Origin of the sequence: Azoarcus sp. DD4 (assembly GCF_006496635.1) — a bacterium.
GTDB lineage: Bacteria > Pseudomonadota > Gammaproteobacteria > Burkholderiales > Rhodocyclaceae > Azoarcus.
The window spans coordinates 5,146,387-5,170,350 of record NZ_CP022958.1 but is presented as its reverse complement, the minus strand read 5'-3'; the positions used below and the strand labels follow the sequence as shown (position 1 = coordinate 5,170,350).

Annotated in this window: 26 protein-coding genes; 3 read left to right on the top strand and 23 right to left on the bottom strand. The window is 67.7% G+C overall.

Annotated features, from left to right (window positions below; translation table 11 throughout):
* Positions 1-12: 12 nt before the first annotated feature.
* From hypA to CJ010_RS23985, 8 genes are read right to left on the bottom strand one after another with little or no spacing between them, the layout of a single operon-like run.
* Positions 13-372 (bottom strand): hydrogenase maturation nickel metallochaperone HypA, encoded by a 360-nt coding sequence (gene hypA / locus CJ010_RS24020; RefSeq protein WP_141020318.1) that lies wholly within the window; start codon positions 370-372, stop codon positions 13-15.
* Complete coding sequence (locus CJ010_RS24015) at positions 365-1,492, bottom strand: nickel-dependent hydrogenase large subunit (RefSeq protein ID WP_141020317.1); 1,128 nt, start codon at positions 1,490-1,492, stop codon at positions 365-367. Before CJ010_RS24015 ends, hypA begins: the two co-directional genes overlap by 8 nt.
* Positions 1,492-2,067, bottom strand: coding sequence for a [NiFe]-hydrogenase assembly chaperone HybE (gene hybE, locus CJ010_RS24010; protein ID WP_141020316.1), 576 nt, complete (start codon positions 2,065-2,067; stop codon positions 1,492-1,494). The genes CJ010_RS24015 and hybE overlap by 1 nt, the downstream gene beginning before the upstream one ends.
* Positions 2,064-2,279 carry a rubredoxin gene (locus CJ010_RS24005; RefSeq protein ID WP_141020315.1) on the bottom strand — a complete coding sequence of 72 codons (216 nt, stop codon included), beginning with the start codon at positions 2,277-2,279 and terminating at the stop codon, positions 2,064-2,066. The genes hybE and CJ010_RS24005 overlap by 4 nt, the downstream gene beginning before the upstream one ends.
* 46 nt (positions 2,280-2,325) lie before the next feature.
* Positions 2,326-3,198, bottom strand: coding sequence for a hydrogenase expression/formation protein (locus CJ010_RS24000; protein WP_141020314.1), 873 nt, complete (start codon positions 3,196-3,198; stop codon positions 2,326-2,328).
* 13 nt (positions 3,199-3,211) lie between these two features.
* Positions 3,212-3,676, bottom strand: a complete 465-nt coding sequence (locus CJ010_RS23995; RefSeq protein WP_141020313.1) for a hydrogenase — start codon at positions 3,674-3,676, stop codon at positions 3,212-3,214.
* Positions 3,673-3,984 (bottom strand): HypC/HybG/HupF family hydrogenase formation chaperone, encoded by a 312-nt coding sequence (locus tag CJ010_RS23990; RefSeq protein WP_141020312.1) that lies wholly within the window; start codon positions 3,982-3,984, stop codon positions 3,673-3,675. Before CJ010_RS23990 ends, CJ010_RS23995 begins: the two co-directional genes overlap by 4 nt.
* A gap of 2 nt (positions 3,985-3,986) precedes the next feature.
* On the bottom strand, positions 3,987-4,601 hold the full coding sequence (locus CJ010_RS23985) for a HyaD/HybD family hydrogenase maturation endopeptidase (protein WP_141020311.1): 615 nt from the start codon (positions 4,599-4,601) through the stop codon (positions 3,987-3,989).
* Positions 4,602-5,043: 442 nt separating this feature from the next.
* Here CJ010_RS23985 and CJ010_RS23980 point away from each other — a divergent pair, with 442 nt between their 5' ends.
* Positions 5,044-6,738, top strand: coding sequence for an ATP-binding protein (locus tag CJ010_RS23980; RefSeq protein ID WP_141020310.1), 1,695 nt, complete (start codon positions 5,044-5,046; stop codon positions 6,736-6,738).
* 40 nt (positions 6,739-6,778) lie between these two features.
* Here CJ010_RS23980 and CJ010_RS23975 read toward each other — a convergent pair whose 3' ends face one another.
* From CJ010_RS23975 to CJ010_RS23950, 6 genes are all read right to left on the bottom strand, one after another.
* Positions 6,779-7,372 carry a glutathione peroxidase gene (locus tag CJ010_RS23975; RefSeq protein WP_240794456.1) on the bottom strand — a complete coding sequence of 198 codons (594 nt, stop codon included), beginning with the start codon at positions 7,370-7,372 and terminating at the stop codon, positions 6,779-6,781.
* Positions 7,373-7,456: 84 nt separating this feature from the next.
* On the bottom strand, positions 7,457-7,801 hold the full coding sequence (locus CJ010_RS23970; protein ID WP_141020309.1) for a HigA family addiction module antitoxin: 345 nt from the start codon (positions 7,799-7,801) through the stop codon (positions 7,457-7,459).
* Positions 7,802-7,807: 6 nt separating this feature from the next.
* Positions 7,808-8,515, bottom strand: a complete 708-nt coding sequence (cybH, locus tag CJ010_RS23965) for a Ni/Fe-hydrogenase, b-type cytochrome subunit (RefSeq protein ID WP_141020308.1) — start codon at positions 8,513-8,515, stop codon at positions 7,808-7,810.
* Positions 8,516-8,675: 160 nt separating this feature from the next.
* Positions 8,676-10,466: a nickel-dependent hydrogenase large subunit gene (locus CJ010_RS23960; protein ID WP_141020307.1), complete on the bottom strand. Its 1,791-nt coding sequence runs from the start codon at positions 10,464-10,466 to the stop codon at positions 8,676-8,678.
* A gap of 2 nt (positions 10,467-10,468) precedes the next feature.
* Positions 10,469-11,557: a hydrogenase small subunit gene (locus tag CJ010_RS23955; protein WP_141020306.1), complete on the bottom strand. Its 1,089-nt coding sequence runs from the start codon at positions 11,555-11,557 to the stop codon at positions 10,469-10,471.
* Between the two features lie 199 nt (positions 11,558-11,756).
* Complete coding sequence (locus tag CJ010_RS23950) at positions 11,757-12,812, bottom strand: nitronate monooxygenase family protein (protein ID WP_141020305.1); 1,056 nt, start codon at positions 12,810-12,812, stop codon at positions 11,757-11,759.
* A gap of 84 nt (positions 12,813-12,896) precedes the next feature.
* Here CJ010_RS23950 and CJ010_RS23945 point away from each other — a divergent pair, with 84 nt between their 5' ends.
* Both CJ010_RS23945 and CJ010_RS23940 read left to right on the top strand, forming a co-directional pair.
* Positions 12,897-13,133, top strand: coding sequence for a hypothetical protein (locus tag CJ010_RS23945; protein WP_141020304.1), 237 nt, complete (start codon positions 12,897-12,899; stop codon positions 13,131-13,133).
* Between the two features lie 343 nt (positions 13,134-13,476).
* Positions 13,477-13,800, top strand: a complete 324-nt coding sequence (locus CJ010_RS23940; RefSeq protein WP_141020303.1) for a hypothetical protein — start codon at positions 13,477-13,479, stop codon at positions 13,798-13,800.
* Between the two features lie 28 nt (positions 13,801-13,828).
* On the opposite strand, the gene CJ010_RS23935 is transcribed toward CJ010_RS23940, so the two are convergent.
* From CJ010_RS23935 to CJ010_RS23895, 9 genes are all read right to left on the bottom strand, one after another.
* On the bottom strand, positions 13,829-14,812 hold the full coding sequence (locus CJ010_RS23935; RefSeq protein ID WP_141020302.1) for a hypothetical protein: 984 nt from the start codon (positions 14,810-14,812) through the stop codon (positions 13,829-13,831).
* Between the two features lie 444 nt (positions 14,813-15,256).
* On the bottom strand, positions 15,257-16,165 hold the full coding sequence (locus CJ010_RS23930; RefSeq protein ID WP_141020839.1) for a LysR family transcriptional regulator: 909 nt from the start codon (positions 16,163-16,165) through the stop codon (positions 15,257-15,259).
* A 181-nt stretch (positions 16,166-16,346) separates the two neighbouring features.
* Positions 16,347-16,904: an ankyrin repeat domain-containing protein gene (locus CJ010_RS23925; protein WP_141020301.1), complete on the bottom strand. Its 558-nt coding sequence runs from the start codon at positions 16,902-16,904 to the stop codon at positions 16,347-16,349.
* Positions 16,905-17,015: 111 nt separating this feature from the next.
* On the bottom strand, positions 17,016-17,366 hold the full coding sequence (locus CJ010_RS23920; RefSeq protein ID WP_141020300.1) for a hypothetical protein: 351 nt from the start codon (positions 17,364-17,366) through the stop codon (positions 17,016-17,018).
* 65 nt (positions 17,367-17,431) lie between these two features.
* Complete coding sequence (locus tag CJ010_RS23915) at positions 17,432-17,818, bottom strand: hypothetical protein (RefSeq protein WP_138860486.1); 387 nt, start codon at positions 17,816-17,818, stop codon at positions 17,432-17,434.
* Positions 17,819-17,859: 41 nt separating this feature from the next.
* On the bottom strand, positions 17,860-20,979 hold the full coding sequence (locus tag CJ010_RS23910; RefSeq protein ID WP_141020299.1) for an efflux RND transporter permease subunit: 3,120 nt from the start codon (positions 20,977-20,979) through the stop codon (positions 17,860-17,862).
* A gap of 15 nt (positions 20,980-20,994) precedes the next feature.
* Positions 20,995-22,107 carry an efflux RND transporter periplasmic adaptor subunit gene (locus CJ010_RS23905; protein ID WP_141020298.1) on the bottom strand — a complete coding sequence of 371 codons (1,113 nt, stop codon included), beginning with the start codon at positions 22,105-22,107 and terminating at the stop codon, positions 20,995-20,997.
* Positions 22,104-22,667: a hypothetical protein gene (locus tag CJ010_RS23900; protein WP_141020838.1), complete on the bottom strand. Its 564-nt coding sequence runs from the start codon at positions 22,665-22,667 to the stop codon at positions 22,104-22,106. Before CJ010_RS23900 ends, CJ010_RS23905 begins: the two co-directional genes overlap by 4 nt.
* A 17-nt stretch (positions 22,668-22,684) precedes the next feature.
* Positions 22,685-23,950 (bottom strand): TolC family protein, encoded by a 1,266-nt coding sequence (locus CJ010_RS23895; RefSeq protein WP_141020297.1) that lies wholly within the window; start codon positions 23,948-23,950, stop codon positions 22,685-22,687.
* Positions 23,951-23,964 lie beyond the last annotated feature (14 nt).

The window sequence follows — 23,964 nt, the reverse complement described above, 5'->3', positions numbered from 1 at the left end:
TCCTTCTCCTCGTCAGGGCGCGGGCCGGTCGTCGGCCAGCGCCAGTTCCTTCACGCGCATCTCGGTGCCGCCGGTCGGCTGCACCTGGTAGCTGCCGCACTGCGGGCAGGCGTCGTAGCGCTGCGCGATCGGCACGGTGGCGGCGCACTGCATGCACCAGCCGGTGCCGGGCACCGTCTCGATGTCGATGCCGGCGCCGTCGGCCACGCTGTCCTTCAGGACCACGTCGAGGCAGAAGCGCAGCGCTTCGACCTCCACCGCGGCCAGCTCGCCGATTTCCAGCACCACCTTGTCGACCCGGCCGGCGCGGTGTTCGCGCGCGGCGTCCTCGACGATGCTGCGTATGCCTTCGGCGAGCGACATCTCATGCATGGGTGCTTTCCTCCAGCTCGACGCGGAAGCCGACGCAGGGGTCGAGCGCCAGGGCCAGTGCCTGCAGGCGCAGCCGGGCGGTGTCGGCCGAGGCCGTGCGCCAGCCGCCGCCTTCGCGCACGAAGGCACCACCGGGATGGAAATTCCATTCGGTGGGGGCGCAGATCGCGTAATCGGCGATGCGGTCGTTCTCGATACGCACCGCGTGCAGCAGCACGCCGCGGGCGGTCTCGACGCAGGCCAGGCCGAGGCCGGGTGCCGGCGAGACCGCATCGGCCAGCGCCGGCACTTCGGCAGCGAGCGGGCGCCGCAGCCGGCTGCCGCAGTCGGCGACGTCGAGCACCTTGGCGAACAGCCGGGCCGAGATGCGGTGGCCTTGGCCGAGCAGCAGCGCGACCAGCGGCGAGGCGGCGTGGCGGGCCAGCGGGCCGGTTTCGGCGGGGGCGTCGTCCAGCATCGGCTGGCGGCAGAATGCGGCGTCGGGCAGACCGCCGAGGTGTTCGATCCACTGTGCGGCGGTGAGCGCGGGCAGCAGCGGGCAGACGCCGCCGGCCGGCGCTTCCGCGGCGCCGATGCCTATCATCTCGGCGAGGATGGAGCCGAGGTCGCCGCCGGCCGCCGCATGGTCGACGAATTCGGCCAGGTTGCGCGGTTCGCGCAGGGCGCGGAAGAAGCCGGCCAGCAGTTCGCGCGCAACCAGGTCGAGCAGGTCGCCGCCGAGCGCGTAGGCGCTGTCGGCATCGAGCGGCCGGACCAGGCGGCGGTGCAGTTCGGCGTAGCGGTTGCGGCGCGGCTGCAGGCCGAACAGCGGCGGCCAGTCGAGCAGCAGGCGCCACAAGTGCTCGTGGGCGGCCTCCGCGGCGAGTTCGCGTTCGGTCGCGGCAGCGTCCGCTGCGCCCGGTTCGCCGAGCGCCGCCGCACAGGCGAGCCGGGCGGCAGTGCCTTGCGCGCAGCCGCACAGGGCGAACAGGCGCGGCACCAGCGCCACCGCTTCGGCCGGGCTGCGGCCTACCAGCAGTTGAGCCGCCTGCGGGCGGCGGTTGTCGGCGACTACGCGGCCGACCTGGCCACCGTCGAGGGTGGCGTGCAGCAGCAGGGCGGGATCGGCGGCGGCACCCATCAGCGCGCGCCGAACAGCGCACCGCGCAGGAAGGCGCGGCGGGACAGCGGTTGCGGGGCGGGCGCCGGGGTGGGCCGGCCTTCGAGACGGGCTGCCTCGCGATCCTCGCGGCCCTGGGCGGCGAGGCGCCCGGCGTCCGCTTCCAGCAGGGCGGCGAGTGCGGCGCGCGCAAAGGCGTCGGCCTCGTCCTGACTGGCGAACTCGAACACCGGCGAGGCCAGCGAACAGCTCTGGTAGGCGCCGAGCCCTTCTTCCCGGTTGCCGAGGAATTCATAGGTGCCGGACGGGAAGGCCCATTCCTGCGACTCGCCCACGCCGATCTCGCGGAAGCGTCCGCCGGGGCCGGGCAGCAAGACCAGGCTGATCGCCCACGGCGTCACCAGTACGCCCAGCCATTCGCCTTCCCAGACCTGCATCGCCGGCACTGCCACCGCCAGCGCCGGATTGCACAGCGGCAGGCCGGCCATGCGGGTGGCGGCGATGGCGGCGAAGCAGTCGTGCAAGGCCGCGACCCGGTCGGCGGGCGGCAGGGCGGGGGCGAAGGGGCGGGGCGCGGTGGCCGTGGCGTGGTTCATCGGTCGTCGGCGAGCACCATGAACTTGTGGCGGGGCGCGTCGCAGTTGGGGCAGTGCCAGTGCGCCGGCAGCGCCGCGAAGGGCGTGGCTGGCGGCACCTGGCCGAACTCGTCACCCGCGGCGGGATCGTAGACCCACCAGCAGATGCCGCACTCCAGCCGTGCGGCGGGATCGAGCTGGGCGTCGTTGCCCAGGTAGGAGCCTTCGAACATGACGGGCTGCCTCGGTCGGTTTATGTCTTAAAGGATAGCGCGGGGCTCACGCCTCGCACAGTGCCGCGGTCCATTCGGCCAGCCGCGCGATGCTGTCGGCGAAGTCGTCGGCCGCTGCCGGGGCCACGTCGGGCAGGGCGGTGACTTCGATGGTGTTGAGGATGAGCGTGTCGGCGCTGTTGAAATACTGCACCCACCAGGTGTTGGCGAGCGCGGTGGCGGTGATGCGGCAATTGCCGTAACCGCGCGACAGGATCACCGTGGGGCCGACGCCGAGCACCTCGACCAGCCAGGTGAGGTCGGCCGGGTTCATCGGCAGCAGGGTGAGGTTGACGATGTGGGCGGCGCTGCCGGCGCGGTGCTTGTCCACCGCGTGCAGCAGCTCGGCCAGCACCGCCGGCGCGTTCATCACGCCGACGGGCGGCGGCGGGGGCGTCAGCGCGGCGCGGGCGGCGGCGCGGCTGCGGGCGGCGACTTCGGCCGGCATCGCACAGGCCTCGATGCGGTCGGCCAGGCGGCGACCGGCGGCGTCGGTTTCGATCACCCGCCAGATGCCGGCGAACACGGTTTCCTGGATGCGCAGGGCGGGACTGCCGTCCACCCGCGCGCTGACCTCGCCCTGGCCGAGCGCGTCGTTGATCAGGGCCAGGCTGGTGCTGTCGAGCCCGCCGAGGTCGACGACCGGATGACCGGCGCTGCCGAAGGACCAGGCCCGCATCGCGGCCAGCAGGCCTTCGAGCGTGGCGACCGCGGTGGCGCGGGCGGCGGGGTCGATCTGGTCGGGCAGGCGCGGCGGCGCGAAGGTGTCCATGCCGCTGGGCATGGGCAGGTAGTCGAAATCCTCGTCCTCGGCGGGCTGCGAGCCGGCGCCGACGGCGACGACGGGAATGGGGAAGGCGTTGGCGGACCAGGCTTTCATGCGCGGCTCCGGGTCAGTGGCAGGTGGAGGAGGCGCCGGTGCCGCGCACCGGGATGCCGATGCCGGGCCGGCGGCCGGCGGGCGCATGGCGCATGGCGGCAACGGCTTCGACCAGCGGTTGCCAGTCGCGCATGCCCTCGATGGCACCGACGTAGTCGTGGTTGCCGCCGGCATTGTCGTCGCCGCGCAGGAAGAGCAGTGCCGGGTAGCGGCTGATGCCGAAGGTCGCGGCGATGTCGCGGCTCGCGTCCGGCGCGGCGACGCCGGCGCGCAGGCCGGGCACCGACTTCAGCACTTCCGGCAGCACCACCAGCATGTCCCAGGCTTCGGGGCAGCGCACCGGGTCGTCGGTGAGCAGCAGCACGCCGATGTCGGCGGCCCTGGCGAAGTCGACCAGGGTGTCGGTGGTAACGCGGCGGAAGCCGTCGCGCTCCACCAGGCGTTGCATGCCCTGCTCCAGGGCCGTGGCGGTCGTCATGTTTTTTGCGCCTTGAGGAAATCGGGGAGTTCGGGTTCGCGGTTCACCAGGTCGGCGAAGGCGGCGTCGAGATCGGGCGTTTCTCCCGCCATCAGCGCATCGAGCGCAGCCAGCGCAGCCAGCGACTGGCGCGCGCTGTCGGCGTCGATCACCTCGCGGGCGGCGCCGAGAAAGCTCATCAGCCAGGTGCCCGGCGGCTGCGCGCCGACCAGCAGCAGGTCGATCCAGACCTCGCTACCGTTGCGGTCGCGGCACAGCGCACGGCTGTCTTCGCTGCGCACGACCTGAACGGGGATGCCGACGCACATGGCTAGCGCTCCGGCATGAAGCGGACGTCGCCGATGCGGCAGGCGAGTTCCTCGGACGGACGGCCGTCTTCGTAACGGGCGAGTTCCAGCGCGGCGTCGGTGAGGCCGCCGCCGCTGGCGCTGCGCGGCGCCAGCGCAAAGCCCCATTGGCGCAGGCGTTCGGCGGCGATTGCCACTGCTTCGCCCACCCGCGCGCGCACTACCGGACGCAGGCTGCCGCCGAAATCTTCCAGTTCGACCGGCTGCACGCCGATCAGCAGCATGGATTGCGGGCACTGGCCGAGCAGGGCGGCGGAGGCGATCACTTCCTGGAAGCCGGTCTGGTGCAGGCTCATCTTCTTGGCGCCCATGAAGCGGGGCACCTCGTCGTCTTCCACCAGGCGCAGGCTGCCCGGTTCGAGGCCGTAATCGACCGCGTCGAACACGATCAGCCGGCGTGCGGCGGTGACATAGGGCAGCAGGTAGAGGCCCTGGGTGCCGCCGTCCATCACGGTGACCTGCGGCGGGACCGCCCAGGCGGCATCGAAGGCCTCGACGCAGCGCACGCCGAAACCCTCGTCGGCCCAGAGCAGGTTGCCGATGCCGAGGACGAGTGCGGAGTCGGAGGAGGAGGTCATGGCGTGGCGGGAAAGGTGTTACGGACCGCGTAACAGCAGCAGATAGCGTGCCAGTCGCCGGCGGTCTTTCCCGGGCTGTGTCGTATCAGTGCTTTGGCGCTGGATGCGCTTTGCCGAAAGCAATAGAGGTGGCTGGGCAGCGGATGATTTCCGTTTGCCGCTGGAAAGTTGATTTCCACCGCGGCCGTGGGGCTGCGCTGCGGCGCTGTGGTGCCGCGGCGTTCGTCCCGGAGGCGCGGGTGGCAGGACATTGGCGTGAATCGCGCAAGCCGGCTGTACGGCTTGCGACAAGTCCGCCCCGGGTTCGCCATCGAAAATTACTAAGGATCTGATAAAGCACAGGATTCATTGACCGCGTTCGACCCTGCGCAGCCTGGCACCAAATCTGCTGCATTGCGGAAATCGCGCCGTTCCGGCGTTCCCCGACGATGTGGAGGAAGCGGTGAAGCTGCAAATCGAACGCAATCACGTCGAGGCCATGGTCAAGGCCTTTCCGCGCCTGGCCTGGCTGCAGGATCAGTTGCGCCTGGGCAGCCGGGCCGAGGTGCCTTTCGCCCAGCTCGAGCATGCCGAGGTGCGCTTCCTCGGCGATCTCTACGGCGCCGGCGGCCCCACCCAGCGCGCCCGCGCCGCCCAGCTGGAAACCCTGCAGCAGGCCTTCAACGACGAGGGCTACCGCTTCGAGGACGACGATCTCGAAAGGGTGGTGCCGGAGGTGATCCGCTACCTCGCCGCCGGTGCCATCCGAGGCTGGCTGTTCACCGCGGCGCTCACCGGCAAGCCGCTGGCCTGGGCGGTGACGCGCATCGACTACACGCCGCCGGGCGGCGAGGAAAGCGCCAAGGTGCTGGTGGAACTGAAGTCCAACGCCAAGGCCAAGCTCGCCACCGCCAACATCCGCATCAACCCGAGCGACATCCCGGGGCGCACGATCTCGGAGATCTTCGCCACCAAGGGCTTCGTGCGCGAGACGCCGGCGCTGATCGCCGCCTACGATGAAGCCGCCGCCCGCTACTTCGACTGGCGTGCGCGCTGCGGCGAGCAGTTCTCCGGCAGCGGCGTTGGCTACTACGCCGAGAACCCCACCGCGACCCACCGCGACACCGACTGGTCGCGCAAGGACGTGATCGTGCTGTCCTCGGGTGGCGGCAAGGCCCGCCTGGTGAACGACGAGAGCATCCTCGCCGACCGCGTGCTGACGCTGGACACCCCGGGCGACATCCTCGAACGCTACCTGCGGCGCGCGTCCAAGAACGGCGACTTCAAGGTCGAGGCCGAGGTGCAGGCCATCCAGGAGAAGCTGCCCAAGGGCATGTTCACCCAGCTGCCGGTGCACTTCTACATCCTGATGTTCCACCTCGACCTGCATCACTACGTGTGGGTGCACGTCGATGATCTCGAACCCTACGAGTACAGCCCGGCGCTGAAACAGAAGCTGATCCTGCCGGAGGAGCAGACCGACCTGATCGACATCCTCACCGCCGAGATGGACGTGCTGATGGACGACATCGTCGCCGGCAAGTCGGGCGGCACCACGGTGCTGTGCGCCGGGCCTCCGGGGGTGGGCAAGACGCTGACCGCCGAGGTCTATTCCGAGATCATCCGGCGGCCGCTGTACCGGGTGCATTCCGGCCAGCTCGGCCTCAACGTCGCGGCGATGGAAACCGCGCTGAAGGAAGTGCTGACGCGCGCCCAGCGCTGGGGCGCGATCATGCTGATCGACGAGGCCGACGTGTATATCAAGCGCCGCGACGACAACATCTCGATGAATGCGGTGGTGGGCGTGTTCCTGCGCGTGCTGGAGTACTTCAACGGCCTGCTCTTCCTCACCACCAACCGGGTGGACGACATCGACGAGGCCATCGTCTCGCGCTGCATCGCGCTGATCCGCTACGAGCAGCCGGACGCCGAGGCGCGCGCGCGCATCTGGAAGGTGATGGCGGGGCAGTTCGCGCTCGCGCTCGACGACGGCATCATCGCCCGGCTGGTGGCGCGCTACCCGCAGGCTTCCGGGCGCGACATCAAGGGCCTGGCCAAGCTGGTGGCGAAGTACTGCAGCCGCAAGGCGGTGCCGCCCGACATGGCCGCCTTCGACCGCTGTGCGATGTTCCGTGCGCTGACGCCGGTCGAGTCCTGAGTCGGCGGTGGCGCCGGTGTGCCGCGAGGTGCGCCGGCGCTCAGCGGCCGCTCGCGATCGCCTGCTCGATCGCGGCGACGACCTCGGGTGCGTCCGGCTTGACCGAGCTCTCGAAGCTCGCGATCACCTGGCCCCTGCGGTCGACCACGTACTTGAAGAAGTTCCAGCGCGGCGCCTGCGACTGGCGGGCGAGCTCGCGGAACAGCGGGTGGGCTTCGCCGCCGCGCACATGGATGGGCGCGAACATGTCGAAGCTGACACCGAAGTTAACGAAGCAGACGTTCGCCGCCTTGGCTTCGTTGTCGGCCTCCTGGTTGAAGTCGTCCGACGAGAATCCGAGCACTTTCAGCCCCTTGCCGCGGTAGCGCTGGTGCATCGCCTCCAGCTCCTTGAACTGGCCGGTGTAGCCGCAGTGGCTGGCGGTGTTGACGATGAGCAGGGGCTGGCCGGCGTAGCGTTCGCGCAGATTGAGCGTTTCGGCGGCGTGCAGGCGGCGGAAGCTGTGGTCGAGCAGCGGACCGGCCGATGGCGCGGCTTGCGTGGCCGCCGCCGCGGCGGCATCGTTCGCCGCGCCGGCGGGCAGGGCGGCGCCCAGAGCGATCAGGCCGAGGGCAAGCAGGGTGGGCGTGTGCACGTCGAATCTCCGGCAGTGCCGCGCAAGCGGCGGGATGTGGCGGAGACAGGCCGGACGTGGCGAAAGTTCGCGCGGGGGTATGCTTCAGCCGGCGCTGCGCATCGCCTCGAAAGTGTCCCACTCGGCCTGCAGGGCGGTCCAGAAGCGGGGGTCGGTGCCGAAGAAGCGGCCGAGGCGGACCGCGGTGTCGGGCGAGATCGCGCGGCGCCCGCGCACCAGTTCATTGACGCGGCGGCGCGAGATGCCGAGGGCGCGCGCCAGTGCGTCCTGCGAGATGGCGGCGGGAATCAGGAAGCGGGTTTCGAGGAAGCGGCCGGGATGGATGGGGTGGCGGGTGCCGGCGGGCGGTGCCGTTGCGCGCCAGCGCGCCCGCCCCGGCACTTCGCCCGCCGGGGCGGGCGGCGCAGCCTGCGGCCGGGGCAGGGCCATGAGGCGTCAGTCCTTGAACATCCGCCAGCCGCTGACCATGGTGCTGATCAGGCTCTGGCGGCTCATGATGTCTTCGCGGATCGCCGCATACACATGCACGATCACGAAGCACAGCGTCACCCACATGCCCAGCCGGTGCAGGCTGTGCACCTGCATGCTGTTGCCGCCGAGCACGCCGATCACCCAGCCGAACATCGTGTCGGCCCAGCTGCCGACACCCAGGCCTTCGCCGTACAGCGCGAAGCCGGTGAGGATCATGTACACCGCGCCGATGGTGAAGAACAGGAACATCATCAGTTGCGCCAGCGGGTTGTGGCCGACGTACTTGTTGGGCTCCTTGACCAGGAACAGGTACCAGCGCAGTTCGTAGAACACCTCGCTCCACCATTTGCCGTCGAAGATGGGCAGCAGGAAGATCTGGCGGGCGTGGTGGTTGCCGACGATGGCCCAGTAGATGCGGCCGAGGAAGCCGATCGCGAACACGTAGGCGGCACTGAAGTGCAGGAAGCGGATCCAGCCCATCAGGTATTGCGCGCTGGTGTCGCCCGACAGCGCCGGCAGGGGTTTGCCGATGAAGTAGCCGGTGATGGCGAGTACGGTGATGGCGAGCGCGTTCACCCAGTGCCACAGGCGCAGCGGCGCTTCGTACACGTACACCGCCTTCACCATGCGCGCGCTGCGCTCGGCTTCGAATGCGTCTTGTTGAGCAAGCATTTGTATTACCTCCGAGGTGGCGGAAGGATGTGTGCGGATGAAGAGCGGCTGAAAAAGGAGGCGAGGTGGCAGGGGGCCGACGGCGGCCCATGAGGAGTGGGGAGGGAGGACGCTCCGCCTGTCGTAGGGGGTGCCGCCCTGCCTGTCCTCGCCCCGTCAATCAGCGCACTTTCACCTGGGCCATCTCCTGTCCGTCGGGGCTCATCACGTGGGTGGAGCAGGCCAGGCAGGGATCGAAGGAGTGCAGGGTGCGCAGGATCTCCAGCGGTTCGTCGGCCTTGGCCACCGGGGTGTTCATCAGGCTGGCCTCGAAGGCGCCGATCTGGCCCTTGTGGTCGCGCGGGCTGCCGTTCCAGGTGGTCGGTACCACCGCCTGGTAGTTGTCGATCTTGCCGTCCTTGATCTTGATCCAGTGGCCGAGCGCACCGCGCGGCGCTTCGGTGAAGCCCACGCCCTTGACCTCCTTCGGCCAGGTGGAGGGTTCCCACTTGTCGATGTTGGCGGTGGCGCTGTCGCCAGCCTTGATGTTGGCGATCAGCTTGTCGTAGAAGTAGGACATCTTGTGCGCCGCCCACGAGGCTTCCAGGCCGCGCGCCGCGGTGCGGCCCAGCGTGGAGAAGATCGCCTGCAGCGGCAGGCCGAGGTCCTTGAGCAGCTTGTCGACCGGCTCCTTGAATTCCGGATTGCCCTGCACGTAGCCGATGACGTAGCGCGCCAGCGGGCCGACTTCCATGGCGTGGCCGCGCCAGCGCGGCGACTTGATCCAGGAATACTTGCCTTCCTCGTCGAAGGACTGGACGTTGGTCTTGGTACCCTTGGTGTTCTTGCCGAGCACGAAGTTGGGTTCGGTGACGCCGTCCCAGGGGTGCAGGCCGCGGGTCTCGTCGGCGTACTTGTACCAGGAGTGGGAGACGAATTCCTGGATCTCCTCCGGATCGCGCAGGTCCACCTCGTGGATCTTGCTCAGGTCGCCGTTGATGATCGCGCCGCGCGGCAGCAGCAGGTTGGAGGCGCCGTAGTCGTTGGCGCGGTCCGGGATGTCGCCGTAGGACAGCAGTGACAGCGAGGAGATGCCGCCGCCGTAGGTCCAGTCCTTGTAGAAGGATGCGATGGCAACGAGGTCGGGCAGGTAGACCTGGTCGATGAACTCGATCGAGCGGTCGATGATGCTCTTGACCAGGTTGAGCCGCTCCATGTTGATCGCACCCACGGCGCCGACGCCGTCGAGGTTGATCGCGCACGGCATGCCGCCCACCAGCCAGTTCGGGTGCGGGTTCTTGCCGCCGAAGATGGTGTGGATCTTGACGATGTCCTTCTGGAAGTCGAGCGCTTCCAGGTAGTGGGTCACCGCCATCAGGTTGGCTTCCGGCGGCAGCTTGTAGGCCGGGTTGCCCCAGTAGCCGTTCATGAAGGGGCCGAGCTGGCCGGATTCGACGAACTTCTTCAGCCGGTTCTGGATGTCGCGGAAGTAACCGGGCGAGGAGTTCGGCCAGCTCGAGATGCTCTGCGCGAGTTCGGAGGTCTTCTTGGGGTCGGCCTTCAGCGCGCTGACCACGTCCACCCAGTCGAGCGCATGCAGGTGGTAGAAGTGCACCAGGTGGTCGTGCACCTGCAGCGTGAGCTGCATCAGGTTGCGGATGGAGTTGGCGTTTTCCGGGATGTCGATGCCGAGCGCGTCTTCCACCGCGCGCACGCTGGTCAGCGCGTGGGTGCCGGTGCACACGCCGCAGATGCGCTCGGTGAAGGCCCAGGCGTCGCGCGGGTCGCGGCCCTTGAGGATGACTTCGAGGCCGCGCCACATGGTGCCGGTGGACACCGCGTTGCGGATCACGTTGTTGCTGTCGAGGTTCACCTCGACGCGCATGTGGCCCTCGATCCGTGTGACCGGATCGACGACGACGCGCTTGCCGGTGTTGTCGAGCTTGAAGCCCTGAGTCTCGTACACGCCCATGATTACTGTTCCCCTTGCTTCACGTCGATGCCGGTCTTGCTGCGCGCGCGCGCCAGCGCGGTGACGGCCGCATGCGCGGCCACGCTCGCGCCGACCACCCCGGCGGCGGTGGCGCCGACCTTGTCGGCGTTGGCTTCGATGCCGAATTGCTTGATGTCGGTGACGCGGTCGTAGAAACCGCCCTTGTCCCAGAAACCATCTTCCGAGCAGCCGATGCAGCCGTGGCCCGACTGGATCGGGAAGGACACGCCCTCGTTCCAGCGCACGGTGGAGCAGGCGTTATAGGTGGTCGGACCCTTGCAGCCCATCTTGTAGAGGCAGTAGCCCTTGCGCGAGCCTTCGTCGTCCCAGGCCTCGGCGAACTGGCCGGCGTCGAAGTGGGGGCGGCGGTAGCATTTGTCGTGGATGCGCTGGCCGTAGAACATCTTCGGCCGGCCCATGCGGTCCAGCTCCGGCAGCTTGTCGAAGGTCAGCATGTAGGTGACCACCGCCGTCATCACCTCCGCGATCGGCGGGCAGCCCGGCACTTTGACGATGGGTTTGTCGGTGATGACCTTGTGCACCGGCGTGGCGCGGGTCGGGTTGGGCTTGGCGGCCTGCACGCAGCCCCACGAGGCACAGGAGCCCCAGGAAATGATCGCCTTGCAGTCGGCAGCGGTCTCGCGCAGCTTCTCGACGAAGGGGCGGCCGCCCTGGATGGCGAACATGCCGTCTTCGTTCAGCGGCGGGTTGCCTTCCACCGCGAGGATGTAGTTGCCTTTGTACTTCTTGCGGATCTCGTCGAGGATCGCCTCAGCCTGGTGGCCGGCGGCGGCCATCAGGGTGTCGTCGTAGTCGAGCGACAGCATCGACAGCACCACGTCCTTGGTCAGCGGGTGCGCCGAGCGGATGAAGGATTCCGAGCAACAGGTGCATTCCAGCCCGTGCAGCCACAGCACCGGGGTGCGCGGCTTGGTTTCCAGCGCATGGGCGATCTGCGGCGCAGCGGCCGAACCCAGGCCGAGCGAGGTGGCGGTGAGGCTGCAGAACTTGAGGAAGCTGCGCCGGGTGATACCCTGGCGGCGTAGTACGTCGTAAAAGGTTTCGGTCATTGTTGTACCCCCCTGCTTTCGTGCGTCCGCCGCTTCGTTGCGGCGGGCGTGGTGAGGGTCACAACAAGTTCCGTGCCACCGTGCGGTCTGCTCTTAAAGCGATGTTTTTTATGACTTATCGCATAGGGTCGAGATGCGGGGTGATAAGCGGCTTACCGGCCTGCTTGCCGGCTGGAAGGCGGCAAGCCGCCCGCAGGGCTCAGGCCGCGGTCAGTTCGGCAGCCAGCACGCGCACCAGCTCGGCCGCTGGCAGGGTGCGCGCCATCCCGGCGCCCTGGCCGGCCCACAGCGACATGTAGTCGGCCCTGCCCTGGCGGGCGGCGGCCTGACGCAGTTCGCCGGTCAGGGCGTTCTGCACCGGGTAGGGCGGCAGCTCGCTTTCCACGCCGCGCAGCTTCTCCATATAGGCATTGACCACGCCACGGGCGTGGCGGCCGGAGAAGGCTCGGGTCAACCGGGTGCCGTCGTCGTGCGCGGTGCGTACCGCGTCTTTCCAGACCTCTGGAATGCCGGATTCCGGGCAGCACAGGAAAGCGGTGCCCAACTGCGCAGCCTGGGCGCCGAGCAGCAGCGACGCGGCGATGGCGCGGCCGTCCATGATGCCGCCGGCGGCGATCACCGGGATGCGAACCGCGCGCGCGATCTGCGGCAGCAGTGCCATCAGGCCGATGCCGGACTGCTCCATGTCGCCGAGGAAGGTGCCGCGATGGCCGCCGGCTTCGTAGCCCTGCGCGCACACGTAGTCGGCGCCGGCCGCTTCCCAGGCGAGCGCCTCGGCAACGGTGGTGGCGGTGCCGATCACCTTGCTGCCGGCACGATGGAAGCGGGCCACGGTGGCGGTATCGAGGATGCCGAAGGTGAAGCTCACCACCGGCGGGGCGAGTTGGAGCGTCGCTTCGAGCTGGGTCTGCGGGTCTTCGCAGAAGCGTGCCGGTGTGTTGCCCGGCGGCAGGCCGAGTTCGGCGCGCAGCGGATCGAGCAGGGCGTGGGCGCGGGCGAGCTGGGCGGCGCTGACGGCCGGGGTGTCGAGCACGAAGAGGTTTACGTTGAAAGGACGGTCGGTGAGCGCGCGGATGCGCCCGACGGCATCCGCGATGGCCGAGGGTGCAAGGATGGCGGCAGCGAACGAACCGAGCGCGCCGGCATTGGACACCGCGGCGACCAGCTCCGGCGTGGTGGCCCCGCCGGCCATCGGTGCCTGGATGATCGGGTGCTCGATGCCGAGTGCGGCGGTGAAGGGCGTGGTGGCCTGCATGCGAATCTCCTGTTGGCGGCGGGCGCGGGCAGTGTAGGCTGTCGGGCCCCCTGACAACAACGGCGCTGCCGCCGTGGCCCGTGCATGAAGCTCTCCCGGATCTACCAGCCTCGCAATCCCCGTTTCTGGTTGATGGTGACGCTGAACCTGTTGTCGTCCCTGCTGGCCTGGGTGCTGCGCAGCTACCCGCTGTTGCCTTCGGTAACGCTGGTGGTGGCCGGATTCGCGCTGGCCAATGCGTTCATCGGTATCCGCCTGGCGGTGGCGCTGATGCGCGATCCCGATCCCGATCCGAACGCGGAGACGCAGGGCGAGCGCTGAGCTTTCCGGCAGGCAGGCGGGTGTGAACTAGAATGGAACTGCCTCGCCTGCGCCGCCAATACCGGGCACGTCAGCGCGTTGGCGCGGACCGCCGTGCGTCGGCATGGCGGCTTTCCAAGGCAGGGATGGGCGGACCATGGCGTGTCGCCGCATCCTCACCGGCCGGAAGCACTGCTCCTCGTCAGACGTTCCGGGTGCAGGCAAGCGATCGGAGGGCTGCCCCTTAACCTGTGTCGGCAGTGTGGTTTCAGTAGTCCGGCTGTAAGAATCAGGCGCGTTCTCCGACGAAGGCTGTACAGGCAAACCGCCTGTCGCCCCAGCAGACTCTCTCAGGAGAACGACCATGAAACACCTCAACCACACCCTGATGTCGACGGTTGCAGCCAGCGTCCTGCTCGGCATGTCTTTCGGCGCTGCGGCGGGCGACGCCGCGATGGGCGGTGCGACGAGCACGGCACCGGGTCTGTCGCAGGACCTGCGCGACAGCGTGTATCAGCTGGCACGCGACCATGAGGCCGACCGGACGATGGCGATGTCGGGCGAAAGCCGCATGGGCCAGGCCGGACGCGCCGGTCCCGAGCAGGTGCCGATGGGCAAGACGCACGCTGCGAATGCGGGCGATATCCGCTTCAGCATCTACGACCAGCCGCAGAGCGCGTCCTGGTAAGTGATGTGGCGACCCCGCCGCGTGCCGTTCAGTCGCGTCCCGCGATCGCGACCGGCGGCGCGGCAGGGGAGGCCAGCGCCAGCGCCGTGTTCGGCCAGGGCTGACCGAACATCGCCATGATGTCCAGGACCACCTTCCGGTGCCGCTCCGGGCAGGCGTCCAGCCAGGCTGCGAGATAGTCGCCGAAACGCTTGCCGGCGTCGTCGGCGTGGGCGTTGAGGAATCCGATTGCACCGAGCGCGTCGGGCGTCTGCTCGAACAGCGGCAGCAGCCGGTTGGCGATCACCTCGTTCTTGTCGCGCAGGTAGGGATCCGTCTCCAGCATCGCGTGGTTGGTCCTGAACCAGCTTGCCAGCGAGGTCGATGACGTCAGTTGGCGATGGGGTTCATTCACCAGGTAGGCGAGCAAGGCCTTGAGCGTGGCGTCGTAGCCGGCGAACTGCGGCGCGGGCGGTTGCCGCTCCCATCGCGTGGCGAGTTCGTTCAGGGTGTAGAGCGCGGCTGCCTCACAGACGCTTTCCTCGAACCACTGGTTGCGGTTCTCGACTTGGCCGTCGTGCGTGGGCGGCTTTTCATCGAAGTTGGAGTAGACGTGGCAGAGTTCGTGCGAGAACTGATAGACGAACTGGTGCCAGCGCGAATGGCGTGCGCTTAGCTGGATGACGTATTCGCCGTCGGAACCCTTGTCGTAGAAGGCCATCGGCCCGCCTTCACCGGGCACCACCCGTATTGCACCGAGCTGACGTTCGGGAAAGTGCGACGCGATGACCTCCGCCACGGCATCCAGTACCTGCTGCAGATCGGCCAGCGTGGTATTGCCCCAGCCGTGGGGCGCGATGCGTATCGGCGGATGAGCGCCGTGAGGCTGCCCCTGATCGGGATGGGCGCGGGCCGGCTTGGCCACGAGGATGAATGTCAGCAGAACGAGCAGATAGAACAGCCGCAACACGCCGCGCCGGCACACCAGGTACGCAGCAGCCAGGCTGCCGGGGATCGAGGGGTTTGGCCGCATGTGCCGGTACTCCGCCGAGGGTTGTCGAGCCATGGATGGCAACCCGGGTGGCCAGGCGGTGGAATACGCGTCCGGCTGCGGTGCTCAACGGCTATGTGCCGGATTCTACAGGGCGAATCCGCCTTGTAAAGCCCCTGCCGGAGGCCGGATCTGCCCGAAAATGCAGCTGGAAAGTGCGGGGAATGCGGTCTGGATGGAGCGGGCGAAGGGAACAGCACCCGGTCGCTAACTCGCTTATTACGAACGTCTTTTCCGATCCAAGCGTCACGGAATGGACTCGATTGTGGACTCAAGTCTTCGGCCTGGTCAACGCAGGCCGTTGCGGGTGATCCAAAGCGAGCCAAGCACATCCACCAACAGCCAGAGCATCGGATTTCATTCCGAAGTCTATCTGTCTACTGGCACACCGCGCCACAGGTCGCAACGGACAGGTGAGCTGCGTCCTCAAAGGACTGGCTCATCATCGACCGGCGCGGCCTCGTCTTTCACCCGCTCGATGAACCGCTTCATGGGCTCCGAGGGTTCGCCCTGGCGGCGCAGCAGGTAGGTGGAGAGCGTCGGTGGAATGCCGGCCAGGGGACGAATGGAGATGTCCGGGCGCTGTAGCGTCTGCACTTGCGAGGCGATGGCGAAGCCGATGCCGTAGCCGGCGCCGACCAGGGTCAGCATCACGCCCAGGCTGGTCACTTCATCGACCAGCTTGAGCGGCGTGCTCGCGTCCTGCAGCATCGTTTGAATCTGATGGCGGCAGCCCGATCCCGATTCGGGATGGCACAGAACCAGCGGGAATTTCAAGGCTTCGGCCAGTGGCACCTGCACGTGTGCCAGCAAGGGATGGCGTGCGGGCACGATCACCGACAGCGGATCGGTCCACACCGGCTCGGCGACGAGGCCATCATGCACCGCGTTTGACAACGCAAAGCCGATGTCCAGCAGATCGTTGTGCAGCATCTTGATCTGCTGCGCGAACGGCAGCTCGAAGACGCGAATCTCCAGCTCGGGCTCATCCTCGCGGCTGCGTGCCAGCAAGGTGGCAATGCGGGGCTGCGCCAGGCTGTCGCAGATGGCGATGCGCAGACTGCCCTGGTAGCCCTGTGCCGCCGCCTTGGCGCTCTTGACTGCCTGCTCCACGGTAGCCTGCACGCGCCGGCATTCGCCGAGGAACACTTGGCCGGCCCAGGTCAGCCGCGTCAGACGTGTGCTGCGGTCGAACAACTGTACGCCAAGCTGGTTTTCCAGGTCGCGCATCGCACGCGACACAGCCGATTGCTCGATGCCCAGACGCTCGGCTGCACGGGCCAGATGCAGTTCTTCCGCAACCGCGACGAAGTAACGCAGCAATCTGAAATCCAAGGCCGCCTCCTGCCTGTCTTGTTCTGGTTCGGCCGCTCCGGCGCCAGCACCTCCATCCACATCCCGTCAGCACCTCGTTTGTCGTTTTCAGAAGGCAAATGCACGGAAGTTGCGGAGTGGACTTCACGGGACCAGTTGGAGCCGGGGTAAGGGGGGGTGTGACGGGCGTCGAGGGTTGGAATCACATTGTCTCGTTCGGACTGTTCCGGACGTGGCGATTCGTGTGCCGGGCTCGAGGCCCCTCCAGGATGGCGACGATGTCCTGCCGCCCCAAAGTCTGCGCGAGCCAGAGTTCGTCATGTCCCTCCGCATCGAGCTGGTTCCGCTTCGCACCGCCGACGAGGAGATGCCGGACCACCGACGTGTGGCCCTTGTAGACGGCCCAAAACAAGGGCCACTCCCCGTCCTCGTTTCGCGCATCGGGACTGGCGCCGCGGCCGATCAGGAACGACACGATGTCGGCATGACCGTTGAAGGCGGCCCAGAAGAAGGGGGTCCATCCCCGACGATCGGGCAGGTCGACCGATGCACCACCTGCCAGTAGGCAGTCGACGACCGCCCATTGGCGATGATATGCCGCCAGGAAGATCAGGCTGCACCCCTCGACGTCCTGCCAGTTGGCGGGCAATCCGTCAGCCAGCCACCTCCGCACTTCCGCGACGTCGCCTTCTCGAACGGCGTCGAGCAGTGCAGGGACGACTCGGTCGCGCCAGGCTTCGTGATGGATGTCGTCATGCATCGTATCGGCCCTGACGAGACGAACCAAGGCTCCCCGGCCGTTGATCCATCGCAACGCCCGCCTGCGCCCTTCGAGACAAGCGCATCAATTGAATTCCATCCGGTCGAATGTTCATGAGTTGCGCTTCGGGATCGGTGCGTTGCAGTCCTTGAAGTTCACATACACTTTGTCACCGACCTGCAATTGCGCATCTGCAGGCAACTTTGCGGCGCGCGCGTACGGGTGGCCATTGCGCAGAAACGCAACCATCACGTACGGCGTGTCGCCTTCCGCGTCGGACGCCTCGGCCCTGCAGTCATAGAACGAAGGCCGCTTCAAGCTAGTCGCCAGCCCGATTTCGACAACAGTTCCTTTGCGCCACCCGTCCGCCTCGGAGTATTTCCCTTCCAGCACGGTGGGGCTCGCACATCCAGCCAGTCCACCGAGGGCCACGACGACCATTCCTGCAGCAAGAGTTTTCATTGAGTCACCTTTAGATCGCATGGGATGGCCACCCGCAGCGACGTGCTGCGGGCAGCCGGACGGCGTCACTTCAGCGTGAAGCGCGCGGTGGTGGAGGGTTTGCCCGGCAGCGTGACGACGGCCACCAGCTTGGTGCCGGCGCCCACCTTGAAGCTCCCCTTGGACTCCAACCGGTCGCCGGCAGGCTTGAGTTCGACTTCCTGCTTTTCGGTGCCGGTCAGGAGCGTGAGCTTCGCGCTGCCGTTGGCCACATCGACCGGCTTGCCGTGATCGCGCAGGTGCAGTTGGATGACGTCAGGCTTGGCGACGAGCTCGAGGTCGATATCCTTGACCTCGACCACCAGACCACCGTGCAGGGATTCATGTCCGTGGGCATGATCGTGCTTGTCCGCCGCGAAGGCAGGACCGACGGCCACCAGGGCAGCCAGGGCGATGAGCTTCGAGAGTTTCATGTTTTCTCCTTTCAGGATTCGATTGTGTAAGCGGATCAGCGTTAGAACGCTTCGGCATTGCGGTCGTTGAGCAGGCGCTCGACGTCGCGGCGGCCGAAGAGCCAGAACATCGCGGGGGTGAGGAAGGTATCGAGGAGCGTCGAGCTGATGAGCCCCGAGAAGATCACCACGGCGACCGGATGCAGGATCTCGGTACCGGGGCGCTCGGCCTCGAACAGCAACGGCGCCAGCGCAAAGGCGGTCACCAGCGCGGTCATCAGCACCGGCGATAGGCGTTCGAGTGAGCCGCGCAGGATCATCTTGTGATCGAAGTCTTCGCCTTCGATGCGCATCAGGTTGATGTAGTGGCTGACTTTCAGGATGCCGTTGCGCACCGAAATGCCCGCGAGCGTGATGAAGCCAATGAGCGCCGCGACCGACAGCGGCTGGCCTGAGATCCATAGGCCGATGACCGCCCCGACCAGCGCGAGCGGAATGTTGGCCATGATCAGCGCCGAGAGCCGTACCGACTTGTAGCGGCTGTAGAGCACGACGAACATCAGCACGAGCGACACGATTGAGAGCAGTCCCACGAGGCGCGACGCCTCTTCCTGCGCCTGGAACTGGCCACCGAGCGTGATGAAGTAGCCCTCCGGCAGCTTCATGTCGGCCACCACGGCGCGGATGTCCTCGACGATCTCCGAGAGCGGACGCTGCTGGGCGTTGGCCGACAGCACGATGCGGCGCTTGCCGTCGTCGCGGCTCACCTGGTTCGGCCCGTCGCCGTCCTCGATGGCGGCGACCTTCGACAGCGGGATGTGCCCGGTCGGCGTTTCGATGAGGATCTGCGCGAGCCCGTCGACCGAACGCGCCGATTCGGGCAGCCGCACGACCAGCGCGAAGCGCCGCCCACCTTCGACGATCTGCGTGACTTTCTCGCCTTCGACGAGGTTCTGCAGCGCGGCCAAGATCTGCGGCGCTGGCACCCCATAGCGGGCCGCCGCCGCATAGTCGACGCGCACCTTGATCTGCGGCGCGAGCACCTGCTTCTCGATTTCCAGGTCCGCGAGACCGGGAATACCGGCCAGCCGCGCCCGCAGCGCATCGGCCTGACCGCGCAGTGTGTCGAGATCCTCGCCGAAAATCTTGATCGCGATCTGCGAGCGCACGCCCGAGAGCATGTGATCGATGCGGTGCGAGATCGGCTGGCCGATCGCGATCGCAGCGGGCAGGTTAACGAGCCGGGCGCGGATGTCGGCGGCGATCTCCCCCATCGAACGGGTGAGTTCTGACGCCGGCTTGAGCCCGACATCGAGTTCGCTGACATGCACGCCTTCAGCATGTTCATCGAGTTCCGCACGTCCGCTGCGGCGACCAACGTGCGTGACCTCGGGCACCTGTTTCACCAGCACCTCCGCCTGTTGTGCAAGCGCGGTGGACTCGGCGAGCGTCACCCCCGGGTTGAGCCGCATGCCGATCAGCAGGGTGCCTTCGTTGAAGGGCGGCAGAAACGTGGTCGGAAAGAAGGGCACGGCGGCGGCCGCGACGATCACCGCGACTGTGCCGGCGAACACGGCAGCCCTGGGCCGCTCGAGGACAGCCTGCAGACCGTTGCGATAGCGCGCCTTGAGCCAGGCAAGTACGCGCGTGTCGCCATGGTCGAGGGACTTCATGCGCGGCAGCAGATAGAACGACAGCACCGGCGTGACCGTCACCGACACGACCAGCGACGCCAACGTCGAGACGATGAATGCCACGCCGAGCGGCACGAACAGCCGCCCCTCCATCCCGGGCAGCGCGAACAACGGCAGGAACACCAGCACGATGATGATCGTCGCGTAGAGGATGGCCGAGCGCACTTCCATCGTCGCATGCGCGACGAGCTCGATCGGGTGCAGGCGGTGATCGTGATGTTTCGTGCGATCCTCCTTCAACCGGCGCAACACATTCTCGACGCCCACCACCGCGTCGTCGACCAGACCACCGATCGCGATGGCGAGGCCGCCCAGCGTCATCGTGTTGATCGACAGGCCGAAATACTTGAACACCAGCGCCGTCATGAAGATCGACACCGGGATCGCAGTGAGCGCGATCACCGTCGGGCGCAGCGTCCCGAGGAAGAAGAACAGGATCGCCGCGACGAACACCGAGGCGCCGATCAGTTTGCCCTGCAGCGTGCCGATCGACGCCTCGATGAAGCTCGCCTGCCGGAAAGTCACCTGCGGCGCCTCCATGCCGGCAGGCAGCGATTTCTTCATCTCGTCGAGCGCGGCCTCGATCGAGCGGGTGAGGTGGATGGTGTCCGCGGTCGGCTGCTTCTGGATGCCGAGGATCACTGCCGGTTTGCCCTCGAAACCCGCGTCGCCGCGTCGCAGCGCCGGCGCGAAGGTCACGGCCGCGATCTGGCGCAGCAGGATCGGCTGACCGTCGCGCGCGGTAATCGCGAGATTCTTCAGATCCTCCAGGTTCGAGGTGCGTCCGAGGTTGCGGATCAGGTATTCGCGCCCGGTGAGTTCGAGGAAGCCCCCCGAGGTGTTCGACGAGAACCCGCGGATCGCCGCCTCCAGCTGTTCCAGCGAGATCTCCAGCTCCGCCATGCGACGCGTATCCGGCTGGACTTGGAACTGCCTCACTTCACCGCCGATCGGGATGACCTGCGCGATGCCGGGGATGGCCATCAGGCGCGGGCGCAGCACCCAGTCGGCGTATTCGCGCACCTGCATCGGCGAGATTTTCGCGGTGTCGATCGGGATCGCGATCTGCATGATCTCGCCCATCACGGAGCTGATCGGCCCCATGCGTGGAATCACGTCCGCCGGCAGTCCTTCTTCCATCGCCGACAGGCGCTCCGAGACCATCTGGCGGGCCCGGAAAATCTCCGTACTCCAGTCGAAGGTCACATAGACGAAGGACAGCCCAGCGCTGGAGATCGAGCGCACCGACTCCACGCCGGGCAGGCCGTTCATCGTCGTTTCGAGCGGGAAGGTGATGAGCTGTTCGACTTCCTCCGCCGCCATGCCGCCGGATTCGGTCATGATCGTGACCGTCGGCTTGTTGAGGTCCGGGAACACATCCACGGGCGTGCGCGTGAGCGTGAACGCGCCGTAGGCCATCAGAACCAAGCTGGCGATGATCACCAGCAGCCGGTTGCCGAGACTATTGTCGAGGAGCCACTTGAACATCGGTCGGGCTCCCCGTCAGCGGATCTGGTTGATCAGGGTGGCCGCGTTTGTGGCGACGCGCTCCCCGGCCGCGAGACCCGACGTCACGGCCACATTCGCCCCATCGAGCGGCGCGGTCGTGACGGTGCGCGGCTCGAAGCGCTCGGGCGCGGTCTTGACCCACACGATGGTCTGGTTCGCCGGATTCTTCAGCACCGATCCTGCAGGCACGCTGACGCCCTGCAGTGTGCTGCGCGTTTGCACGAACACCTCGACCGGTTGCCCGACAGCGAAACGCGCCAGGGAATCGCCCGCGGCGCCGAAAGCGAGCGGCAGCGCCTGCTCGCGCAGACTGCGCGCGGCGCCGAGGAAGTCGAGCGTCACACGTTGCTCGCCCACCGCGAGGCTCGCACCGGCGACATCGACGGCGGTGTCGGCATCGTAGGCCAGCGCCTCGACGCGCAGCCGCTTGGGGTCAACGATCTCGAACACCAGTTCGCGCGCGTCGACGACCTGGCCGGCGACCGCGTTGCTCGACGCGATCACGCCCGCGACAGGCGCCACGAGCGCATCGCGATTGCTGAGCCCCCCTCCCACCACCGTCACGCGGGCTGCGAGACTCGCGAGTTCGCTCTCGGCCGCTTCGATTTCCTTGCGCGGAACCGTATCGGCGAGCTCCTTGAGCCGCGTCACGCGCTTCTCCGCAAGCGCCTTGGCGGCCTGCAACTCGGCGAGCTGCGCCATCTGGTTCGAGCGCTCGATCTGTCCCGCCGACGGCACGACGTACGCGAGCACCTCGCCCTTCTTCACCGCCTGTCCGATCCCGGGCAAGCCGCGCGGTCCGGCTTCGAGACGGCCGGCGACCAGCGCCTGCACTTTTCCGCCCGCATTGGGGTCCATGACCACTTTGCCGGCGAGCGCTATTGTGCGCGGGAGCTCCCCCGCTTCGGTGACCAGCGTGCGCACGCCGATCTGGCGTTGTGCCGGCTTGGGCAGGAATACGCTGCCATCGGGCAAGCGTCGCGGACCGTTGCCTCCAACGGGCGCCGGGCCCTCGTCGCCGTGGTCGTGCCCGTCGCCGGCGAATGCGTTCCACGATGCACCCGCAGTGACGAGGCACAGCATGACCAGCAGAACTCTCGGCTTCATGCGACACCTCCGGCCGAACGATTACGAGCACTTCCCTTGCGCAGCACGAAGAAGCCGACGAGTCCGAGCGCGAGGACGCCGGCGCCCAGCCACCCTGCGTAGGGTGGCAAACCGGGCCCGGCCGTTTGGTCGTGCGCATCGGCGCCTTCGTCATGCAGATCCAGCTCGCCGGCAAGGAGGTCGGTGTCCTGTCCGGCCATGACCGTGGCCGTCACGGACACGACGCCCGGCTGGAGTGCTTCCTGCAGCGTGGCTTCAAATTCGCCGTCGGCATGGGCTTCGAGGGGGATCGCCTTGCCGTCGAGTTGCAGCTCCAGCGTCGCGTCCTTGACCGGGCTGTTGTCGGTGAAGCGGTCGAGATAGAGCGTGATGTTCTTGCCGTCGACGACGCCGACCAGTTCGAAGAGATCCGAGACGGCGGTGAATCGCGGCAGCGCCGGGCCTGCCACGGGTGCCGGGGCGTCACCGTGGTCGTGGCCTTCGCCGGCCAAGGCCAGGGGCGTGAAGCCCGCAAGGACGGCGGCAAGGCTCCACGCCGCCAAGGTAGGGGAAGCATTCATATTCGGGATCCTGGTGTTCATTCGGGAAGAAGGCCCATGGCCTGGCGCAGCGCGGACACGGCCGCGGCCAGTTCGATGCGGGTGCGCGCCACCTGACGCTCGGCTTCGGCGGCTTCGAGTTCGATGCGCAGGCGGGTCGGCAGATCGGTTTCGCCGAGGCGGAACGCCTTCTCGAAGAAGCCGCGCGCCTCGCGGGCCAACTGTGCGCGCTGTTCGGCTGAGGCGACCAGGGTGCGCGCCGATTCCACCCGGACGCGCGCCGTATCCACGTCGCTCGTCAGGCGTTCGCGTTCCAGCCGAAGCTGGGCTTCGGCTTCGATCGCTTCGGCACTGGCACTGGCGACGCGGGCGCGGTTGCGGGAATCGGACCCGAACGGAATACGCAGGCCGAGCGTCACCGTCTGTTGCCAGGATTCGCCGGATGCGCCGCGCTCGCGTGTCGTCGCCAGGTTCAGCTCGGGATTGGCCCGTCCCTGAATGCCGGCGAGCCTCATGCTGCGTTGTGCAACCTCGGCCCGATCACGCAGTTCGGCGACCGCCGGATGCCCCGCTTCCACGGTGGCGGGGGCGCCGGAAGGGGCGGGTTCCGGTTCCGCGACGGCGAGCCCTTCAGCGGCAAGCGCAGGAGTCACGCCTGTCAGGGCGCGCAACTGCTGCTCCGCACCCGCGAGCGCACCGCTGGCTTCGGCGAGCGACGCTTCGGCGGTCGCGAACGCTCCGTCCGCCTGATGCTGGTCGGCCCGTGCGAGATCGCCGGCCCGAACCCGTTTCGACACATCCGCAGCGAGTTCGCGGGCGCTGGCAAGCCGCTCGCGGGCGACCAGGACGTCGATCCGCGCACGCTGCCAATCCCAGTACGCGGTCCGCACCCCGGCGGCCGTGCGCAGTTGTGCCGCAAGCGCGCGGCTCGTACTCGCGCGCACTTCGGCATCGGCAAGGGCTGCGGTCGATGCGCGTTCGCCGGGCAACCACAGCGGCACCGCGAGGCCGATCTCGTATTCGCGGCTGCCGTCGTTGCGGTGGAGTTGGTCGGTCTTGCCCGACACTTCGAGTGCCGGCGGTTCGGCCGACCAGCTGTCCGCGCTCTCGCGTCGCGCCAGCGCCGCCGTCTGGCGCATGTCGAGCGACCGGGCTTCAGGCTGACGCGCCCACGCGGCGTCGAACGCCTGCCTGAGCGTCGCTACGACCGGTGATGCAGGGGGCGTGACCTGTGCCCACGCCCCGCCGGCCGCGAGTCCGAGCAGCAGCCCCGGCAGCCAGGTGATGCAAATTCTTCGAAACATCCAATTCTCCGTTG

Excerpts from the sequence above, each read along its gene's own strand:
- CJ010_RS23960 (WP_141020307.1), bottom strand. The coding sequence starts at position 10,466 with ATGGGCGTGTACGAGACTCAGGGCTTCAAGCTCGACAACACCGGCAAG.
- CJ010_RS23970 (WP_141020309.1), bottom strand. The coding sequence starts at position 7,801 with ATGGCCCTGCCCCGGCCGCAGGCTGCGCCGCCCGCCCCGGCGGGCGAA.
- CJ010_RS23910 (WP_141020299.1), bottom strand. The coding sequence starts at position 20,979 with ATGTTCAAGTGGCTCCTCGACAATAGTCTCGGCAACCGGCTGCTGGTG.
- CJ010_RS23945 (WP_141020304.1), top strand. The coding sequence starts at position 12,897 with ATGAAGCTCTCCCGGATCTACCAGCCTCGCAATCCCCGTTTCTGGTTG.
- CJ010_RS23920 (WP_141020300.1), bottom strand. The coding sequence starts at position 17,366 with ATGAAAACTCTTGCTGCAGGAATGGTCGTCGTGGCCCTCGGTGGACTG.
- CJ010_RS23935 (WP_141020302.1), bottom strand. The coding sequence starts at position 14,812 with ATGCGGCCAAACCCCTCGATCCCCGGCAGCCTGGCTGCTGCGTACCTG.
- CJ010_RS23905 (WP_141020298.1), bottom strand. The coding sequence starts at position 22,107 with ATGAAGCCGAGAGTTCTGCTGGTCATGCTGTGCCTCGTCACTGCGGGT.
- CJ010_RS23900 (WP_141020838.1), bottom strand. The coding sequence starts at position 22,667 with ATGAATGCTTCCCCTACCTTGGCGGCGTGGAGCCTTGCCGCCGTCCTT.
- CJ010_RS24005 (WP_141020315.1), bottom strand. The coding sequence starts at position 2,279 with ATGTTCGAAGGCTCCTACCTGGGCAACGACGCCCAGCTCGATCCCGCC.
- cybH (WP_141020308.1), bottom strand. The coding sequence starts at position 8,515 with ATGCTTGCTCAACAAGACGCATTCGAAGCCGAGCGCAGCGCGCGCATG.
- CJ010_RS24015 (WP_141020317.1), bottom strand. The coding sequence starts at position 1,492 with ATGGGTGCCGCCGCCGATCCCGCCCTGCTGCTGCACGCCACCCTCGAC.
- CJ010_RS23990 (WP_141020312.1), bottom strand. The coding sequence starts at position 3,984 with ATGTGCGTCGGCATCCCCGTTCAGGTCGTGCGCAGCGAAGACAGCCGT.
- CJ010_RS23985 (WP_141020311.1), bottom strand. The coding sequence starts at position 4,601 with ATGACCTCCTCCTCCGACTCCGCACTCGTCCTCGGCATCGGCAACCTG.
- CJ010_RS23925 (WP_141020301.1), bottom strand. The coding sequence starts at position 16,904 with ATGCATGACGACATCCATCACGAAGCCTGGCGCGACCGAGTCGTCCCT.
- CJ010_RS23940 (WP_141020303.1), top strand. The coding sequence starts at position 13,477 with ATGAAACACCTCAACCACACCCTGATGTCGACGGTTGCAGCCAGCGTC.
- hybE (WP_141020316.1), bottom strand. The coding sequence starts at position 2,067 with ATGAACCACGCCACGGCCACCGCGCCCCGCCCCTTCGCCCCCGCCCTG.
- CJ010_RS24000 (WP_141020314.1), bottom strand. The coding sequence starts at position 3,198 with ATGAAAGCCTGGTCCGCCAACGCCTTCCCCATTCCCGTCGTCGCCGTC.
- CJ010_RS23950 (WP_141020305.1), bottom strand. The coding sequence starts at position 12,812 with ATGCAGGCCACCACGCCCTTCACCGCCGCACTCGGCATCGAGCACCCG.
- CJ010_RS23995 (WP_141020313.1), bottom strand. The coding sequence starts at position 3,676 with ATGACGACCGCCACGGCCCTGGAGCAGGGCATGCAACGCCTGGTGGAG.
- hypA (WP_141020318.1), bottom strand. The coding sequence starts at position 372 with ATGCATGAGATGTCGCTCGCCGAAGGCATACGCAGCATCGTCGAGGAC.
- CJ010_RS23955 (WP_141020306.1), bottom strand. The coding sequence starts at position 11,557 with ATGACCGAAACCTTTTACGACGTACTACGCCGCCAGGGTATCACCCGG.
- CJ010_RS23915 (WP_138860486.1), bottom strand. The coding sequence starts at position 17,818 with ATGAAACTCTCGAAGCTCATCGCCCTGGCTGCCCTGGTGGCCGTCGGT.
- CJ010_RS23895 (WP_141020297.1), bottom strand. The coding sequence starts at position 23,950 with ATGTTTCGAAGAATTTGCATCACCTGGCTGCCGGGGCTGCTGCTCGGA.